This is a genomic window from Pseudosporangium ferrugineum (genome assembly GCF_003002065.1).
Taxonomy (GTDB): domain Bacteria; phylum Actinomycetota; class Actinomycetes; order Mycobacteriales; family Micromonosporaceae; genus Actinoplanes; species Actinoplanes ferrugineus_A.
Window position 1 is genome coordinate 19,154 of the sequence record NZ_PVZG01000033.1, and the last position, 17,349, is coordinate 36,502.

At 71.5% G+C, this 17,349-nt stretch carries 16 protein-coding genes; 10 read left to right on the forward strand and 6 right to left on the reverse strand.

Annotation, left to right across the window (positions count from 1 at the left end; translation table 11 throughout):
* Window positions 1–135 precede the first annotated feature (135 nt).
* The 3 genes from CLV70_RS35925 to CLV70_RS35935 are packed head-to-tail and all read left to right on the forward strand — an operon-like array spanning window position 136 to window position 2,977.
* Complete coding sequence (locus tag CLV70_RS35925; RefSeq protein ID WP_106131085.1) at window positions 136–1,185, forward strand: sugar ABC transporter substrate-binding protein; 1,050 nt, start codon at window positions 136–138, stop codon at window positions 1,183–1,185.
* Window positions 1,158–2,207: an ABC transporter permease gene (locus tag CLV70_RS35930; RefSeq protein ID WP_245908715.1), complete on the forward strand. Its 1,050-nt coding sequence runs from the start codon at window positions 1,158–1,160 to the stop codon at window positions 2,205–2,207. Before CLV70_RS35925 ends, CLV70_RS35930 begins: the two co-directional genes overlap by 28 nt.
* A complete protein-coding gene (locus tag CLV70_RS35935) occupies window positions 2,204–2,977 on the forward strand; it encodes an ATP-binding cassette domain-containing protein (protein WP_106131087.1) in 774 nt (257 codons plus the stop codon). Before CLV70_RS35930 ends, CLV70_RS35935 begins: the two co-directional genes overlap by 4 nt.
* Window positions 2,978–3,073: 96 nt before the next feature.
* On the opposite strand, the gene rhaI is transcribed toward CLV70_RS35935, so the two are convergent.
* The 6 genes from rhaI to CLV70_RS35965 are packed head-to-tail and all read right to left on the reverse strand — an operon-like array spanning window position 3,074 to window position 9,166.
* Window positions 3,074–4,240 (reverse strand): L-rhamnose isomerase, encoded by a 1,167-nt coding sequence (gene rhaI, locus CLV70_RS35940; protein ID WP_211304024.1) that lies wholly within the window; start codon window positions 4,238–4,240, stop codon window positions 3,074–3,076.
* Window positions 4,241–4,245: 5 nt separating this feature from the next.
* Window positions 4,246–4,566, reverse strand: coding sequence for an L-rhamnose mutarotase (locus CLV70_RS35945; RefSeq protein ID WP_106131089.1), 321 nt, complete (start codon window positions 4,564–4,566; stop codon window positions 4,246–4,248).
* 4 nt (window positions 4,567–4,570) lie between these two features.
* Entirely contained in the window at window positions 4,571–5,647 is a 1,077-nt protein-coding gene (rhaS, locus tag CLV70_RS35950) for a rhamnose ABC transporter substrate-binding protein (RefSeq protein ID WP_106131090.1), read from the reverse strand.
* Between the two features lie 24 nt (window positions 5,648–5,671).
* Entirely contained in the window at window positions 5,672–6,661 is a 990-nt protein-coding gene (locus CLV70_RS35955; protein WP_106131091.1) for an ABC transporter permease, read from the reverse strand.
* Window positions 6,654–7,670 (reverse strand): ABC transporter permease, encoded by a 1,017-nt coding sequence (locus CLV70_RS35960; protein ID WP_106131092.1) that lies wholly within the window; start codon window positions 7,668–7,670, stop codon window positions 6,654–6,656. Before CLV70_RS35960 ends, CLV70_RS35955 begins: the two co-directional genes overlap by 8 nt.
* On the reverse strand, window positions 7,670–9,166 hold the full coding sequence (locus CLV70_RS35965; RefSeq protein WP_245908717.1) for a sugar ABC transporter ATP-binding protein: 1,497 nt from the start codon (window positions 9,164–9,166) through the stop codon (window positions 7,670–7,672). Before CLV70_RS35965 ends, CLV70_RS35960 begins: the two co-directional genes overlap by 1 nt.
* Before the next feature lie 168 nt (window positions 9,167–9,334).
* Here CLV70_RS35965 and CLV70_RS35970 point away from each other — a divergent pair, with 168 nt between their 5' ends.
* From CLV70_RS35970 to CLV70_RS36000, 7 genes are all read left to right on the forward strand, one after another.
* Window positions 9,335–10,369 carry a LacI family DNA-binding transcriptional regulator gene (locus CLV70_RS35970; RefSeq protein WP_106131094.1) on the forward strand — a complete coding sequence of 345 codons (1,035 nt, stop codon included), beginning with the start codon at window positions 9,335–9,337 and terminating at the stop codon, window positions 10,367–10,369.
* 97 nt (window positions 10,370–10,466) lie between these two features.
* Window positions 10,467–12,497, forward strand: coding sequence for a bifunctional aldolase/short-chain dehydrogenase (locus tag CLV70_RS35975; protein WP_211304025.1), 2,031 nt, complete (start codon window positions 10,467–10,469; stop codon window positions 12,495–12,497).
* Window positions 12,494–13,900: a rhamnulokinase gene (locus CLV70_RS35980; RefSeq protein WP_245908718.1), complete on the forward strand. Its 1,407-nt coding sequence runs from the start codon at window positions 12,494–12,496 to the stop codon at window positions 13,898–13,900. Before CLV70_RS35975 ends, CLV70_RS35980 begins: the two co-directional genes overlap by 4 nt.
* A 1-nt stretch (window position 13,901) precedes the next feature.
* Window positions 13,902–14,636, forward strand: a complete 735-nt coding sequence (locus tag CLV70_RS35985; protein WP_106131096.1) for a (Fe-S)-binding protein — start codon at window positions 13,902–13,904, stop codon at window positions 14,634–14,636.
* Window positions 14,633–16,051: a lactate utilization protein B gene (locus tag CLV70_RS35990; RefSeq protein ID WP_106131097.1), complete on the forward strand. Its 1,419-nt coding sequence runs from the start codon at window positions 14,633–14,635 to the stop codon at window positions 16,049–16,051. The genes CLV70_RS35985 and CLV70_RS35990 overlap by 4 nt, the downstream gene beginning before the upstream one ends.
* The gene (locus CLV70_RS35995; protein ID WP_106131109.1) at window positions 16,048–16,626 is read left to right on the forward strand and encodes a LutC/YkgG family protein; all 579 of its coding nucleotides are present in this window, start codon (window positions 16,048–16,050) and stop codon (window positions 16,624–16,626) included. The genes CLV70_RS35990 and CLV70_RS35995 overlap by 4 nt, the downstream gene beginning before the upstream one ends.
* Before the next feature lie 85 nt (window positions 16,627–16,711).
* On the forward strand, window positions 16,712–17,344 hold the full coding sequence (locus CLV70_RS36000) for an aspartate/glutamate racemase family protein (protein ID WP_106131098.1): 633 nt from the start codon (window positions 16,712–16,714) through the stop codon (window positions 17,342–17,344).
* The last annotated feature ends 5 nt before the right edge of the window (window positions 17,345–17,349 follow it).

Here is a 17,349-nt window from a genome sequence, read left to right on the forward strand (position 1 = left end):
GGCCGCCCCATTTCTCCCCCTGATGATCACTGATTGCAACGAGCCCGAAACTTATTGTTGACAGTCGATGGCCCGAGTCGTCTACTGCAAGACAACGTTGTCTCTCGATTCCTGCTAAATCGATTTGGAGGAGACATGCGTGGATCATCGCTGATCAGGCGCGGGCGGATCGGGCCCGCGCTGGCCGTCGGGCTTCTGCTCGTGGGCGCCGCGGCGTGCGGGGACGAGGCGGGCGACGGCGACATCGTCGGCCTGATCACCAAGACCGACACCAACCCGTTCTTCGTCAAGATGAAGCAGGGCGCGCAGGAGGCCGCGACGCAGCAGGGGCTGAAACTACAGTCGTTCGCCGGCAAGCAGGACGGGGACAACGAGGCCCAGGTGCAGGCGATCGAGAACCTGATGTCGTCCGGCGCCAAGGGCTTCCTCATCACGCCGAGCGACTCGAAGGCGATCGTGCCCTCGATCGACAACGCCCGGAAGCAGGGCCTGCTGGTGATCGCGCTGGACACGCCCACCGATCCGGCGAACGCCGTGGACGCCACCTTCGCCACCGACAACTACCAGGCCGGCAAGCTGATCGGTCAGTGGGCGAAGGCGAAGTTCGACAAGGACGGCAAGCAGGCGAAGATCGCCATGCTGGACCTCAACGCCAACCAGGTGTCCGTGGACGTCAAGCGGGATCAGGGATTTCTGGACGGTTTCGGCATCCCGGTCGGCGACCCGAACCGCATCGGCGACGAGAGCGACCCGCGGATCGTGGGCCACGACGTGACCGACGGCGCCGAGGACGGTGGCCGTACGGCGATGGAGAACCTGCTGCAGAAGGACCCGTCGATCAACCTGGTCTACACGATCAACGAGCCGGCCGCGGCGGGCGCGTACCAGGCGCTGAAGGCCGCCGGCAAGGACCGGGACGTGACGATCGTGTCGATCGACGGCGGCTGCCCGGGGGTGGACAACGTGTCCAAGAAGATCATCGGCGCCACGTCGATGCAGTTCCCCCTGAAGATGGCCCAGCTCGGGGTCGAGGCGATCGCCAAGTTCGCGAAGGACGGCGAGAAGCCGGGCGCGACGGCGGGCAAGGACTTCGTGGACACCGGCGCGCAGCTGATCACCGACGAGCCGCAGGCCGGCGTGGAGGCCAAGGACTCCGCGTGGGGCAAGCAGAACTGCTGGGGCTGACCATGACCACCACCGGCACTTCCACCGATTTCGAGGTCGACCGGCACGAGTCGCCGGCGGCGCGGGTGCAGCACCTGCTGCACGGCAACCCGGTCCTCGGCCCGCTCGCGGTGCTGATCGTGGCGATCATCGCCTTCTCGCTGGTCAACACCCGCTTCTTCGCCGCGGCGAACCTCTCCCTGGTGCTGGCCCAGGTCACCGTCATCGCGGTCCTCGCGCTCGGTCAGACCCTGGTGATCCTGACCGCGGGAATCGACCTGGCGGCCGGGGCGATCGCGGTGTTCTCGTCGATCCTGATGGCCAACTTCTGCACGAAGGCCGGCATGCCCGGCGTGCCCGCGCTGATCCTCGGATTCGCGTGCGGCACCGCCATGGGCGCGCTGAACGGGTTCCTCGTGACCCGGATCAAACTGCCGCCGTTCATCGTCACCCTCGGCACCCTGACGATCTTCTTCTCGCTCAACGCGGTCGTCTCCGAGAGCGAGACCGTGCGCGGCGCGGACATGCCCTCGCTCATGACCTGGACCGGCACGACGATCCCGATCGGCGGCTTCCGGCTCACGTACGGCTCGATCATCATGCTCGCCCTGTTCGCGTACTTCTTCTACGCGCTGAAGTCCACCGCGTGGGGCCGGCACGTGTACGCGACCGGCGACGACATCGAGGCCGCCCGCCTCGCCGGCATCCGTACCAACCGGGTCCTGTTCTCCGTCTACACCACCGCCGGCCTGCTCTACGCCGTCGGCGGCTGGATCCTCATCGGCCGGCTCGCGTCGGCCAGCCCCAACGTCGGCGTCGACTACAACCTCGACTCGATCACCGCCGTCGTGCTCGGCGGCACCAGCCTGTTCGGCGGACGCGGCGGCGTCCTGGGCACCCTGATCGGCGCCCTCATCGTCGGCGTGTTCCGCAACGGCCTGCAACTCGGCGGGGTCGAAGTCGTCTGGCAGGGCTTCGCGATCGGCCTGCTCGTGCTCGTCGCGGTGTCGCTGGACCAGTGGATCAGGAAGGTGAAAGCATGACCACGCCGGTCCTCCAGGCCCGCGGCCTGACCAAACGCTACGGCCGGGTCGTCGCCATCGACGGCAGCGACCTCGACCTGCACGCCGGCGAGATCCTCGCCGTCATCGGCGACAACGGCGCCGGCAAGTCCAGCCTCATCAAGGCCCTCTCCGGGGCGCTGATCCCGGACAGCGGAGAGATCCTCCTCGACGGCCGGCCGGTGCACTTCCGCAACCCGATGCAGGCCCGCGAGGCCGGCATCGAAACCGTCTACCAGACCCTCGCCGTCGCCCCCGGCCTCGACATCGCCGACAACCTGTTCCTCGGCCGGGAACAGCGCCGCACCGGGCCGCTCGGCACCGTCTTCCGGATGCTCGACAAGTCCCACATGCGCGCCGAGGCCCGCCGCCACATGACCGAACTCGGCATCGGCACCCTGCAGAACATCGGCCAGGCCGTCGAATCCCTCTCCGGCGGCCAGCGCCAGGCCGTCGCCGTGGCCCGCTCCGCCGCCTTCGGCAGCAAGGTCGTCATCCTCGATGAACCGACCGCCGCCCTCGGCGTCAAGGAGGGCAACCGCGTCCTCCAACTGATCCGCGACGTCCGCGACCGCGGCCTGCCGGTCATCCTGATCAGCCACAACATGCCCCACGTCTACGAGGTGGCCGACCGCATCCACATCCAGCGCCTGGGCCGCCGCGTCGCCGTCATCACGCCGGCCTCCCACTCCATGTCGGACGCGGTAGCCATCATGACCGGCGCCGCACCCCCGCCGGATCAGGCCGCCTGAACGGGCCGGCCCCGGGCGATCACGCCCGGGCCGGTCACCTGAATCGCTGGTCGTCGCCGGACGGTGGGCGCGGCGACCGCCGTCGTGACGTCCCGGTCAGGCGCCCCAGCCGGCCTGCTGCCCGCCGACGCGCTCGGCGACGATCCGCTCCTGGTAGCCGCTGCGCCGGTACGCGCGCACCGGGTCCGGGTCGAGGCCCAGGTCCGCGCGCACCTCGGCGAGCAGCGGCCGCACGTCGGTGTTGTACGCGTCCATCAGCACGCTGTTCGCCTCCAGGACGTTACCGTCGTTCTGGGCCCTGGTCAGCGCCGCGCGGTCGACGAGCAGGGCCTTGGCCGTCGCCTCCTGTACGTTCAGGACCGAGCGGATGATGGCAGGTATCTTCGTCTCGATGTTGTGACATTGGTCCAGCATGAAGTTGATACCGTACGCGGGGTCCAGCGCGTCCCCGCGGACGATCTCGTACATGATGCGGAAGAGCTGGAACGGGTCCGCGGCGCCGGCCATGAGGTCGTCGTCGGCGTAGAAGCGGCTGTTGAAGTCGAAGGCGCCGAGCCTCTTCTGGCGCAGCAGGAACGCCACGATGAACTCGATGTTCGTGCCCGGCGCGTGGTGGCCGGTGTCGATGCAGACCGTCGCCTTCTCGCCGAGCTCGACGCAGTGGGCGTACGAGGTGCCCCAGTCGGGCACGTCGGTGGCGTAGAAGGCCGGCTCGAAGAGCTTGTACTCGAGCAGGATGCGCTGGTGGTCGCCGAGCCGGTCGTACGCCTCGCGCAGCGCCGCGGCCAGCCGGTCCTGCCGGTTGCGCAGGTCGTCCTGGCCGGGGTAGTTGATGCCGTCGGAGAACCACAGCTTGAGGTCCCGGGAGCCGGTGGCGTCCATGATGTCGACGGCCTCGAGCAGGTGGTCGGTGGCCTTGCGACGGATGCCGGCATCCGGGTTGGTGACCGAGCCGAGCTTGTAGTCGTCGTCCTGGAAGACGTTGGTGTTGATGGCGCCGATGCCGATGCCGAGCGAGGCCGCGTACTCGCCGAGGGCCCGGTAGTCGTCCACCTTGTCCCACGGGATGTGCAGGGCGACGGTCGGCGCCACCCCGGTGAACTTGTGCACGACGGCGGCGTCGGCGATCTTCTCCTGCGGGCTGCGCGGCACGCCCGCCTGGGCGAACACCTTGAACCGGGTGCCGGAGTTGCCGAAGGCCCACGACGGGGTCTCGATGCGCTGGGCGGCGAGCGCACGCTTGACGGCGGCCAGGTCAGCCATGGCGATCACTTCTCTTCTTCTAGGTGGAAGACCTCGGTGAGCAGGGGGAACCCCTCGCCGGGGGCGGTGCCCGCGAAGAGGGGCGCCATCTCCGCCTGCCACCGGGCGTTCACGTCGGTGGCGGCCATCGCCGCCACCGACGCCTCGAGGTCGTCGGCCTCGACGTAGCCGATCAGCAGCCCGTCGGGGCGCAGGAACAGGGAATAGTTGCGCCAGCCGGTGGCCCGGAGTGCGTCCTGCATCTCGGGCCACACGGCCTTGTGCCGCTCCACGTACTCCTCGATCCGCTCGGGGCGGACCGTGAGCTGGAAGCAGTAGCGGGACATGCCGTCAGAAGTTGAACTGGTCGATGTTCTGCGCGGTGAACTCGGTCGGCGGGCCGAGGACGATCTCGCCGTCCTTGCCGATCGTGTACTCGCCGAGCTTGCCGGCGGTGAACTTCTCGCCCTCCTTGCCGGTGATCTGCCCGGAGGCGAGCGCGGCGCCGGCGAAGGCGGCCAGGTAGCCGATGTCGGCCGGGTTCCACAGCGCGAACTTCTTCACGGTGCCGTCCTTGACGTACTCGCGCATCTGGTTGGGCAGGCCGAGGCCGGTGATCGCCACCTTGCCCTTGTAGTTCGAGGAGCTGACGTAGCGCGAGGCCGCGGCGATGCCCACGGTGGTGGGGGAGACGATGACCTTGAGCTTCGGGTACGACTGCAGCAGGCCCTGCGCCTCCTGGAACGACTTCTGGTCGTCGTCGTTGCCGTACGCCGTCTTCACCAGCTTGAGCTTGCTGTACTCCGGCTTGGCCAGCTCGGTCTTCATCACCTCGATCCAGGCGTTCTGGTTCGTGGCGTTCGGGGTGGCCGAGAGGATCGCGATCTCGCCCTCGCCGCCGGCCAGCTCGTTGGCCATCTTGACGAGGCTCTCGCCGATGCCCTGGGTGGTGGCCTGGTTGATGAAGGCGTCGCGGCAGTCCTTGGAGGCGTCCGAGTCGAAGGAGACGACCTTGATCTTCGCCTGGCGGGCCTGGTTGAGCGACGGGCAGACCGCGTTGGGGTCGTTGGCCGCGACCACGATGACCTCCTGCTGCTGCTGGATCAGCGTGTTGATGTAGCTGACCTGCGACGAGGCGCTGGCGTCGTTCGGGCCGACCAGCTTGTACACGCCCTTGAGCTCGTCCACCGCCACCTTGCCGCCGGCCGTCTCCACATCGGAGTACGGGTTGTTCAGCTGCTTGGGCAGGTACGCGATCTTCAGGCCCTCCTTGAGCTTGGCGTTGGGGTCGGCGACGGCGCCGCCCGGCGCGGCGGCCCCGCTGTCCTTGGACGCGTTGTCCTTGGTGGTGCCGCCACAGGCGGCGAGGCCGAGGACGAGAAGTGAGGCGCTGGCTGCGGTGAGTAGTCGACGGTGCGAACGAAGCATGACGGACTCCTAGGAAGGGTGAATTCAGTGAACGGCGGCTTGGCGGAGTCTCCGCCGCTGCCACGTGGTGCGGATCGAGGAGGCGAGGTTGGGTAGCAGGACGGAGAGCACGAGCAACGCGCCCGTGACGATGTTCAGCGCCTGGCCGGAGACGTCCTGGAGGCGCAGCGCGTTCTGCAGCGCGGCGAGCAGCACCACGCCGGCCAGGACGCCGGGCAGCGTGCCCTTGCCGCCGAAGATCGAGACGCCGCCGAGCAGGACGGCCGCGACCACGGCCAGCTCGAGACCGCTGCCGTTGTCCGCGCGGGCACTGGAGTAGCGCAGCGTCCACAGCACGCCGACCAGGCCGGCGATCGCGCCGCTGGCCACGTACAGCCAGAATTTGGTCCGGGCCACCCGGATGCCGGAGAAATGCGCGGCCTGGGCGTTGGCGCCGATCGCGTAGAGCGAGCGGCCGAACGGCGTCGCGTGCAGGACGACGCCGAAGACCACGGCCAGGGCGACGATCACGATCAGCACGTTCGGTACGGCCCCGCCGCCGATCGTGCCGGTGACCCAGGCGGTGTAGTTGTACGGGAAGTCCGCCACCGCGCCGTCGCCGAGCACCACGAAGGCGAGGCCGCGGTAGAGCGCGAGGGTGCCGATGGTGACCGCCAGCGACGGCAGGCCCAGGCCGGTGACCAGGAAGCCGTTGAAGGCGCCGAGCACCGCGCCGACCACGATGCAGAGCGGGACGATCGTCTCGATGGACAGCCCGTTGTTCCAGAACCAGCCCATCAGGGAGCTGGTCAGCCCCAGCGTGCTCGCCACCGACAGGTCGATCTCGCCGGTCACGATGATGAACGTCATCGTGAGGGCGACCAGCACGATCGGCATCAGGTCCAGGATGAGGAAGGTGAAGTTCCGGCTGGTCCCGAAGTTGGGTACGGCCAGCGACGCCACCACCAGCACCGCCGCCGTGAGCAGGATGATGATGCTGTCCCAGCTGGCGAGCCTCTTGCGCAGCTCAAACATGGCTGTCCCTCTTCCTCAGGGAGCGGGCGATGCGGACCGCGACCAGGCGGTCGGCGCAGATGGCCAGCAGGATCAGCGCGCCGACGATCGCCTGCTGCCAGAACTGGTCGATGTCCAGGACGGCCAGGGCGCTGCCGATGACCGTGAGCAGCAGGGCACCGAGGCCGGCGCCCCAGACCGTGCCGCTGCCGCCGAAGACCGCCACGCCGCCGACCACCACGGCGGCCACGACGTTGAGCTCGTAGCCGGTGCCGGCCGCCGCGTCCACGGTGCCGAAGCGGGCCGCGAACAGCACGCCGGCGAGCCCGGCCAGGGCGCCGCTGACGGTGAACGCCCCGAGCAGGTTGCGGGCCACCCGGATGCCGGCGAGTTCCGCCGCCTGCGGGCTGGAGCCCATCGCGTACAGCTCGCGGCCGACCCGGTAGTTGCGCATGACCAGGGACACGCCGCCGACCACGACCAGCGCGATCAGCACCAGCCACGGGATGCCCAGGACGGAGGCGTTGGCGAAGCGCAGGAAGTGCCGGGGCAGCTCGTCCGCGTTGACCTGCTGGCCGCCGGCCCACGAGTACGTGATCCCGCGATACATGTAGAGCGTGCCGAGCGTGACCACCAGGGCGGGCACCCGGCCGTAGCGGACCAGCACCCCGTTGAGCACCCCGGCGACCGCGCCCACCGCGAGCCCGGCCAGGAGCGCGACGACCATCGGCAGGCCCGGGTTCGCGCTCATCATCGTCGCCACGGTGAAGGCGCTGAGGCCGAGCACCGAGCCGACGGAGAGGTCGATGTTGCGGGTGATCACCACGACCGCCTGGCCCGCGGCCATGACGGCGAGGATGGCGGTGTTGAGCAGGATGTCGCGGATGCTCTGCCCGGACAGGAAGCGCGGGTTGCTCACCGTGGTGTAGCCGACGAGCGCCGCCAGGGCCAGGATGATGCCCAGCTCGCGGGTCTTGACCAGGGCGCCGAAGGCCCGCTTCGACGGTGGGGTGGTGGCGAGGGCGGCCATCAGGGGCTCACCTGCTGTCCCATTGCCGCGTACATGACGGCCTCCTCGGTGGCCTCGTCGCGAGTGAGCCGCGCGGCGACGTGGCCCTCGCGCAGGACGATGATGCGGTCCGCCATGCCGAGCACCTCGGGGAGCTCGGAGGAGACCATGACGACGGCGAGCCCGCGTGCCGCCAGGGACGACAGCAGCCGGTGGACCTCGGCCTTGGTGCCGACGTCGATGCCGCGCGTGGGTTCGTCGACGATGAGCAGCTTCGGCCCGGTCGCCAGCCACTTGGCGAGCACGACCTTCTGCTGGTTGCCGCCGGAGAGGGTGCCGACCGGGTCGGAGAGCCGGCCGAACTTGGTCCGGAGCTGCTCGGTCCAGGTCGCCGCCTCGCGCCGTTCGCTGCCGCCGAGCAGGAGCCCCAGCCGGGCCAGCGCCCGGGAGCGGGGGAGCGTCACGTTGCGTTCGATGGACAACTCCATGATCAGGCCCTGCTGGCGCCGGTCCTCGGGCACCAGGCCCATCCCGGCCGCCATGGACGCCCGCGGCGAGCCCGGCTTGAGCTTGCGGCCGAGAAAGCGGACGGTGCCCCGGTCGTAGCGGTCGACGCCGAAGACGGCCTGCATGACCTCGGAGCGGCCGGCGCCGACGAGCCCGGCGAGCGCGACGATCTCGCCGGCCTTGACCGTGAAGCTGATGTCGCGGAACACGCCCTCGCGGCTCAGCCCCTCGACCTCCAGCACGGTCTCGCCGACGGTCGCCTCCTGCTTGGGGTACAGCGCGCTCAGGTCGCGGCCGACCATGCGCCGGATCATGTCGTCGACGCTGAGCTCGCTGACCGGCTCGGTGCACACGTGCCGGCCGTCGCGCATGATCGTCACCCGCTGGCAGAGGGCGGTGATCTCCTCGAACCGGTGGGAGATGAACATGATGGCGGCGCCCTCGTCGCGCAGTGCCCGGGTGACCGCGAACAGCCGGTCGACCTCGACGCCGCTGAGCGCCGCGGTGGGCTCGTCCATGATCAGGATGCGGGCCTCGCTGGACAGCGCCTTGGCGATCTCGACCAGCTGCTGGTCGGCGATGGACAGTCCGCGCGCGGGGCGCCCGGGGTCGATGTGCACGCCCAGCCGGGTGAAGAGCCGGGCGGCGTTCGCGGTCATCGCCCGGCGGTCGATCTGCCGGAGCCGGGTCAGCGGCTGGTTGCCCATCGCGATGTTCTCCGCGACCGAGAGGTCCGGGAAGAGGGTCGGCTCCTGGTAGATCACGGCGATGCCGGCGGCCTTCGCGTCGGCGGGGCCGGCGAACTCCGTCTCGGTGCCGTGCACCGCGAGCGTGCCGGTGTCGGGCCGGTGCACCCCGGCCAGCATCTTGACGATCGTGGACTTGCCGGCGCCGTTCTCACCGACCAGGGCGTGCGCCTCGCCCGCGTACAGGGAGAAGCTGACACCCTGGACGGCGGCCACGGCGCCGAACGACTTGGTCACGTCGCGCACCTCGAGCAAGGCGCTCACGGCCACCTCCGTGGTCGGCGTTGAAATGTTTCATCGGCGTGTGACGAACGTAGGTGGCCTCGATCACACGTGTCAAGCACTAGGTCGAAACCTTTCGGAAACACGGGCCGTGCAGGGGTTGCGGGTGCCGTACGATGTCGCTTCAACGTTTCAAAGGGGGCGAAGTTGGTGGCCAACGGCAGGAGCCCGTCCGTCAAGGACGTCGCCGCGTCGGCGGGGGTCTCCCTGGGCACCGTCTCGAACGTGATGAACCGCCCGGAGGTGGTCAGCCCGGCCACCCGCGAACGAGTCGAGCGGGCGATGGCCGAGCTCGGCTTCGTCCGCAACGAGTCGGCCCGCCAGCTGCGCGCCGGCACCAGCCGCACGCTGGCGTACGTGATGCTCGACGGCAGCAACCCGTTCTTCCACGACGTCGCGCAGGGCATCGAGCTCGCCGCCGAGGACGCCGACCTCTCGCTGTTCATCTGCAACAGCAACGGCCGGGCCGACCGCGAGGCCGTGCACCTCGACCGGCTCATGCAGCAGCGGGTGCAGGGCGTGCTGATCACCCCGGTCGACCCGGAGGCGCCGCACCTCGCCGAGATCGGCCGGCGGGGCATCCCCATCGTGATAGTCGACCGGGTCGGCGCCGGCGGTGCGTCCTGCTCGGTCGCGGTCGACGACGTGCTGGGCGGCCGGATCGCCGTGGAGCACCTCGCCGAGCAGGGGCACACCCGGGTCGCGGTGGTCGGCGGCCCGGAGAGCATCGGCCAGGTGCGCGAGCGGGTCGAGGGGGCCCGGCAGATCTGGGCGGAGCTGGGCCTGCCGCCCGGCGACCTGACCTATCTGCCCACGTCGGCGCTCACCGTCGCCGAGGGGCGGTCGGCGGGGGAGCGACTCGCGGGCATCCCGGCCCGGCGCCGGCCGACCGCCGCCTTCTGCGCCAACGACCTGCTCGCGCTCGGCCTGCTGCAGCAGGGCATCGGCGCCGGCCTGCGGGTCCCCGAGGACCTGGCGATCGTGGGCTTCGACGACATCGAGTTCGCCGCGGCGGCGGCGGTGCCGCTCACGTCCGTGCGGCAGCCGCGGCAGGAGCTCGGCCGCTCCGCCGCCCAGCTCGTGCTCGACGAGGCGACGAACCCCGAGCACCGGCACCAGCAGCTCTCCTTCGTGCCCGAGCTGGTGGCCCGGGCGTCCACGGTGGCCCGGCCGCGGCCCCACTGAGCCTCGGTTCCTGCCCGGCCCTTGACCCGTGCGCGGCGGCGGCCGTAACCTGCTCGACATCTGTGAAACGTTTCATGGTGTCGATCGAAGGATGGCCATGTCCCACCCCGCAGTCAGCGAACTCCTCGGGCGCAGCAACCGCCTCGGCGCCGACCCCCGCAACACCAACTACGCGGGCGGGAACACGTCCGCGAAGGGCGCGGAGACCGACCCGGTGACCGGCACGCCGGTGGACCTCGTCTGGGTCAAGGGCTCCGGCGGCGACCTCGGCACGCTCACGGAGCCCGGCCTGGCCGTGCTCCGGCTCGACCGGCTGCGGGCCCTCGCCGGCGTCTACCCGGGCATCGAGCGCGAGGACGAGATGGTGGCCGCGTTCGACTACTGCCTGCACGGCCGGGGCGGTGCCGTCCCCTCGATCGACACGGCCATGCACGGCCTGGTCGAGGCGCCGCACGTCGACCACCTGCACCCCGACGCGGGCATCGCGCTCGCCACCGCCGCCGACGGGCCCGCGCTGACCAAGGAGATCTTCGGTGACCGGGTGCTCTGGGTGCCGTGGCGCCGCCCCGGCTTCCAGCTGGGCCTGGACATCGCGGCCGTGCAACGGGAAAACCCCCGGGCCATCGGCGTCATCCTCGGCGGGCACGGGATCACCGCCTGGGGCGCGACCAGCGAGGAGTGCGAGGCACGGTCGCGGGAGATCATCGAGACGGCGGCGGCGTACCTGGCCGGGCACGGGCGGGCCGAGCCGTTCGGGGCGCTGGTGCACGCGCCGCTGGCCGAGCGGGCGCGGCGGGAACGGGCCGCCGTGCTCTTCCCGATCGTGCGGGGACTCGTGTCGACGGATCGGCCGCAGGTGGGCCACTACACCGACAGCGACGTCGTCCTCGACTTCGTGGGGCGGGAGCGGATGCCCGCCCTGGCGGCGCTCGGCACCTCGTGTCCCGACCACTTCCTGCGTACCAAAGTGAAGCCCCTGGTTCTGGACACCGCGCCCGACGCGCCGCTGGAGCAGGTCGAAGCGCGGCTCCGCGAGCTGCACGCGGCCTACCGCGACGACTACCGGGCCTACTACGAACGGCACGCCACGGCCGACAGCCCGGCGATGCGGGGCGCCGACCCGGCGATCGTGCTGGTGCCCGGCGTCGGCATGTTCAGCGTCGGGGCCGACAAGCAGACCGCGCGGGTGGCCGGCGAGTTCTACGTCAACGCGATCAACGTCATGCACGGCGCCGAATCGGTCTCCACCTACGCGCCGATCGACGAGTCGGAGAAGTTCCGCATCGAGTACTGGGCGCTCGAGGAGGCCAAGCTGCGGCGGAAGCCGAAGCCGAAGCCGCTCGCGACCCGCATCGCGCTGGTCACCGGCGGCGGCTCGGGCATCGGGCGGGCGATCGCGCTGCGGCTCGCCGCCGAGGGCGCGTGCGTGGTGGTGGCCGACCGCGACGCCGGCTCTGCGGCCGCGGTGGCCGCCGAGATCGGCGGTCCGGACGTGGCCGTGGCGGTGGCGGCCGACGTCACCTCGGAGGCCGCCGTCGCCGAGGCGGTGGCCCGCGCGACCCTCGCCTTCGGCGGAATCGACCTGGTGGTGAACAACGCCGGCCTGTCCGTTTCGAAGCCGCTGCTGGAGACCACCGAGGCCGATTGGGACCTGCAGCACGACGTCATGGCGAAGGGCTCGTTCCTGGTGTCCCGGGCCGCCGCCCGGGTGCTGATCGCGCAGGGGATGGGCGGCGACATCGTCTACATCTCCAGCAAGAACTCGCTGTTCGCGGGGCCCGACAACGTCGCGTACGGCGCCGCCAAGGCCGACCAGGCGCACCAGGTCCGGCTGCTCGCCGCCGAGCTGGGCGGGCACGGCATCCGGGTCAACGGCGTCAACCCCGACGGCGTGGTCCGCGGCTCCGGCATCTTCGCCGGCGGCTGGGGCGCGCAGCGGGCGGCGGTGTACGGCGTACCCGAGGAGAAGCTCGGCGAGTTCTACGCCCAGCGCACCCTGCTCAAGCGCGAGGTCCTGCCGGAGCACGTGGCCAACGCCGTGTTCGTGCTGACCGGGGGCGAGCTGTCGCACACCACCGGCCTGCACGTGCCGGTGGACGCCGGCGTCGCGGCTGCGTTCCTGCGGTGAGGACCTTCGCGGCGGTCGACCTCGGCGCGTCCAGCGGACGGGTCATGGCCGGCCGCGTCGCCCCCGGCGCCCTGGACCTGACCGCCGTGCAGCGCTTCCCGAACGAGCCGGTACGCGCCGGCGGCACCCTGCACTGGGACATCCTCGCGCTCTACCGCGGGGTGCTCGAGGGCCTGCGCGCGGCCGGCCCGGTGGACGGCATCGGGATCGACTCGTGGGCGGTCGACTACGGCCTGCTGGACGCGAGCGGGGCGTTGCTCGGCAACCCGGTGCACTACCGCGACGCCCGCACCGAACGGATCGCGGCCGAGGTCGCCGCCGTCGTCCCCGAGCCGGACCTGTACGCCCGGACCGGCCTGCAGAAGCTACCGTTCAACACGATCTACCAGCTCGTCGCGGCCGCCGGCACCCCGCAGCTCGACGCCGCCCGGCAGCTGCTGATGATCCCGGACCTGATCGCGTACTGGCTGACCGGGGAGGTGGGTGCCGAGCTCACCAACGCGTCGACCACCCAGCTGCTCGACGTACGCTCGGGCACCTGGGCGACCGGCCTGATGGAGACCCTCGGCATCCGCCCGGAGCTGTTCCCGCAGCTGCGGCGGCCCGGCGAGGTGATCGGCCCGGTGTTGCCCGACACCGGGATCGGGCCGGCCGACGTCATCGCGGTGGGCTCGCACGACACCGCCTCGGCCGTCGTGGGGGTGCCGGCCGAGGGGGAGCATTTCGCGTACGTGTCGTGCGGCACGTGGTCGCTGGTCGGGGTCGAGCTGGACGCGCCCGTGCTGACCGAGGAGTCGCGGCTCGCCAACTTCACCAACGAGGGCGGCGTCGACGGCACCGTCCGCTACCTGCGCAACGTGATGGGGTTGTGGCCGCTCCAGGAGTGCCTGCGCGAGTGGGGCCGGCCCGCACTCCCGGAGCTGCTGCGGGCGGCGGAGGGCGTACCCGCGTTCGCCGCCGTGGTGGACCTCGACGACCCAGTCTTCCTCCCGCCCGGCGACATGGCCGGGCGGATCAGCCGGCGGGCCGGCCGCGCGCTGGACCGGCCGGAGACCGTCCGCTGCATCCTCGACAGTCTCGCGCTGGCTCATCGTCGGGCGGTGTTCCAGGCCCAGCGGCTGTCCGGCCGGCACGTCGACGCCGTGCACATCGTCGGCGGCGGGGCCCGCAACGAGCTGCTCTGCCGGCTCACCGCGGACGCGTGCGGGCTGCCCGTACTCGCCGGGCCGGTCGAGGCCACCGCCCTGGGCAACGTGCTGGTCCAGGCCCGCGCCGCCGGGGTGATCGGCGGCGACCTCTCGGCATTGCGGGCCCTTCTGCGGCAGACTCAGCAGATCGTGCGCTACGAGCCGCGCGGCGACGAGGCGGCGTGGCGGGCGGTAGAGCGCGAAGTGGGGGTCTGACGTGCGGATAGCCCTGTTCGTGACCTGCCTGGCCGACACCCTGTTCCCGGCGGCGGCCAAGGCCACGGTCCGGCTGCTGGAACGGCTCGGGCACGAGGTCGTCTTCCCGCCGGGCCAGACGTGCTGCGGCCAGATGCACATCAACACCGGATACCAGAGGGACGCACTTCCCCTGGTACGCCGCCATGTGCGCACCTTCGCCCCGTACGACGTGGTGGTGGCGTCGTCCGGATCGTGCGTCGGCTCGGTACGCCACCAGCACGCGACGGTGGCCCGGGCGGCGGGGGAGGCGTCGCTGGCGGCCCGGGCCGAGGACGTGGCGTCGCGGACGTACGAGCTGTCCGAGCTGCTCGTGGACGTGCTCGGGGTGGAGGACGTCGGGGCGTGGTATCCGCACCGGGTCACGTACCACCCGACGTGCCACTCGCTGCGGATGCTCCGGGTCGGCGACAAGCCGTTGCGGCTGCTGCGGCACGTACGCGGCATGGAACTCGTCGAATTGCCCGACGCGGACCAGTGCTGCGGGTTCGGCGGCACGTTCGCCCTGAAGAACGCCGAGACCTCCACCGCGATGCTCGCCGACAAGATGCGCCACGTGCTCGACACCGGCGCGGAGGTCTGCACGGCCGGCGACGCGTCCTGCCTGATGCACATCGGCGGCGGGCTCTCCCGGATGGACGCCGGGGTGCGTACCGTGCACCTGGCCGAGATCCTCGCCGCGACGGAGGAGTCATGACCCGGACGTTCCTGGGGATGCCGGCGACCGCACCCCGCGGCGTGGGAAACCTGCGCGGCGACGAGCCGTTCCCGGCGGCCGCGCACAAGGCGCTGGCCGACGACCAGCTGCGCCGCAACCTCGGCCACGCCACCGGCACGATCCGCCGCAAGTCGGGGGCGGTCGTCGCGGAGCTGCCCGACTGGCAGGAGCTGCGCGCGGCCGGCTCGGCGCTGAAGGCCGCCACCATGGCCCGCCTGCCCGAGCTGCTCGAACAGCTCGAGGAGAAGGTCACCGCGGCCGGCGGCGTGGTGCACTGGGCCGCGGACGCGAACGAGGCCAACCGGATCGTCACCGACCTGGTCCGGGCCACCGGCCAGCGGCGCGTCATCAAGGTCAAGTCGATGGCGACCCAGGAGATCGGCCTCAACGAGGCCCTGGCGGAGGCCGGGATCGCGCCGGTCGAGACGGACCTCGCCGAGCTGATCGTCCAGCTGGGCGACGACAAGCCCAGCCACATCCTGGTGCCGGCGATCCACCGCAACCGCGCGGAGATCCGGGAGATCTTCCTGCGGGAGATGCCGGGCGTCGACCCCGGCCTGACCGACGATCCGGCGACGCTGGCCGCGGCGGCCCGGCGCTACCTGCGCGAGACGTTCCTGAGCACGCCGGTCGCGGTGTCCGGGGCGAACTTCGCGGTGGCGGAGACCGGCACGCTGGTCGTCCTCGAATCCGAGGGCAACGGCCGGATGTGCCTGACGCTGCCGGAGACGCTGATCACCGTCATGGGCATCGAGAAGGTGGTGCCCGCCTGGCGTGACCTGGAGGTGTTCCTTCAGCTGCTGCCGCGGGCGTCGACCGGGGAGCGGATGAACCCGTACACGTCGATGTGGACCGGGGTGACGCCGGGCGACGGGCCGCAGAGCTTCCACCTGGTGCTGCTCGACAACGGGCGCACGGCGGTGCTCGCCGACGAGGTGGGGCGCCAGGCGCTGCACTGCATCCGCTGCTCCGCCTGCCTCAACGTGTGCCCGGTCTACGAGCGGACCGGGGGGCACGCGTACGGGTCGGTGTATCCGGGGCCCATCGGCGCGGTGCTGTCGCCGCAGCTCACCGGCGTGGCCGACAATGCGTCGCTGCCGTACGCGTCCTCGCTCTGCGGCGCGTGCTTCGACGCCTGCCCGGTGCGGATCGACATCCCGTCGCTGCTGGTGCATCTGCGGAACAAGGCCCCGCATCCGCGTACGGAACGGATCGCGATGGCGGCGGCCGCGTACACGATGGACCACCCGGCGCTCTACACCCGCGCGCAGCATGCCGCGAAGCTGAGCGGGCGCCTGAAGCACCTGCCCCCGCCCCTGAACGGCTGGACCGCGAGCCGCGACCTGCCGGAGCCGCCAGCGGAGACCTTCCGCGACTGGTGGGCGCGCCGATGAGCAGCCGCGATCTGATCCTCGGCCGGGTCCGGGCGGCCCTCGGCGACACCCCCGTGCCGGAGGTGCCGCGCGCTTACCGGCCGGCCGGCAGCCGGGCCGCCGACCTCGAGGTGCTCGTCGACCGGCTCGTCGATTACAAGGCGGTCGTCCACCGTACGGGCGACATCGCGTCGGTCGTCGCCTCGCTGGATCCGGGCCGGCTCGTGGTGCCGCCCGGCGTCGACCCGTCCTGGCTGCCGCCCGGCGCCGAACTGGTCACCGACGAGCACGACGCCGACGCGGTCCTGACCGCCGCCACGGTCGCGGTGGCCGAGACCGGGACGATCGTCCTCGACGGCTCGCCCGACCAGGGGCGGCGGGTCGTGTCCCTCCTGCCCGACCTGCACATCTGCGTGGTCCGTACCGATCAGGTCGTGGCCGCCGTGCCGGACGCGATCGCCCGCCTGGACCCGACGCGCCCGCTCACCTGGATCAGCGGCCCGTCGGCCACCAGCGACATCGAGCTCAACCGGGTCGAGGGGGTGCACGGCCCTCGCCGGCTGCACGTCGTCCTCGCGGACTTCACCACTCCGTGACGGGATCGCCGCCCTGGACCGCCTCTTCCGCGGCGATCCCGGCCACCCCTGGGACGATGCCGGCGCCGTCGGGCACGCTGGGCCGATGGCGACGATCGGGTTCCTGCACACCGCGGACGTGCACGTGGGCACGTTCCGCACCCTCGTCCGCGAGCTCGCCCCCGGCCGCGACGACGTGCACGTGGTCGACGAGGCCCTGCTCACCGGGGCCCGCGAGCGCGGCGTCGACGACGACCTCCGCGACCGGCTGCGGGGCCGGCTGCGCCAGGTGGCCGCCGCGGGCGCCGGGCTCATCGTCTGCACCTGTTCCACGCTGAGCGGGCACGCCGAACGGCTGAGCGCCGAGGTGGGCGTGCCGGTGCTGCGGGTGGACCGGCCGATGGCGGAGGCGGCGGTGGCCGCGGGCCGCCGGATCGGCGTCGTCGCCGCGGTGGCCTCGACGCTCACGCCGACCGTGGACCTGCTGGCCTCGTACGCCGGCCCCGGCACCCGGATCGTCGAGGCGCCGTGCCTGGACGCCTGGCCGCTGTTCGAGTCCGGCGACCTCGACGGCTACGCCCGCCGCATCGCCGAGCACGCCCGCACCCTCGACGTGGACGTCGTCGTGCTGGCCCAGGCCAGCATGGCCGCCGCCGAGGTTCTCCTCGCCGACCTGGGCAAACCCGTGTTCAGCAGCCCGCGGGCCGCGGTCCGCCGGGCCGACCGCCTGCTCGGATAGTCCGC

Coding starts and splice junctions, on each gene's coding strand:
- CLV70_RS35925 (WP_106131085.1), top strand. CDS start 136: ATGCGTGGATCATCGCTGATCAGGCGCGGGCGGATCGGGCCCGCGCTG.
- CLV70_RS35935 (WP_106131087.1), top strand. CDS start 2,204: ATGACCACGCCGGTCCTCCAGGCCCGCGGCCTGACCAAACGCTACGGC.
- rhaI (WP_211304024.1), bottom strand. CDS start 4,240: ATGGCTGACCTGGCCGCCGTCAAGCGTGCGCTCGCCGCCCAGCGCATC.
- CLV70_RS35945 (WP_106131089.1), bottom strand. CDS start 4,566: ATGTCCCGCTACTGCTTCCAGCTCACGGTCCGCCCCGAGCGGATCGAG.
- rhaS (WP_106131090.1), bottom strand. CDS start 5,647: ATGCTTCGTTCGCACCGTCGACTACTCACCGCAGCCAGCGCCTCACTT.
- CLV70_RS35955 (WP_106131091.1), bottom strand. CDS start 6,661: ATGTTTGAGCTGCGCAAGAGGCTCGCCAGCTGGGACAGCATCATCATC.
- CLV70_RS35960 (WP_106131092.1), bottom strand. CDS start 7,670: ATGGCCGCCCTCGCCACCACCCCACCGTCGAAGCGGGCCTTCGGCGCC.
- CLV70_RS35975 (WP_211304025.1), top strand. CDS start 10,467: ATGTCCCACCCCGCAGTCAGCGAACTCCTCGGGCGCAGCAACCGCCTC.
- CLV70_RS35990 (WP_106131097.1), top strand. CDS start 14,633: ATGACCCGGACGTTCCTGGGGATGCCGGCGACCGCACCCCGCGGCGTG.
- CLV70_RS35995 (WP_106131109.1), top strand. CDS start 16,048: ATGAGCAGCCGCGATCTGATCCTCGGCCGGGTCCGGGCGGCCCTCGGC.
- CLV70_RS36000 (WP_106131098.1), top strand. CDS start 16,712: ATGGCGACGATCGGGTTCCTGCACACCGCGGACGTGCACGTGGGCACG.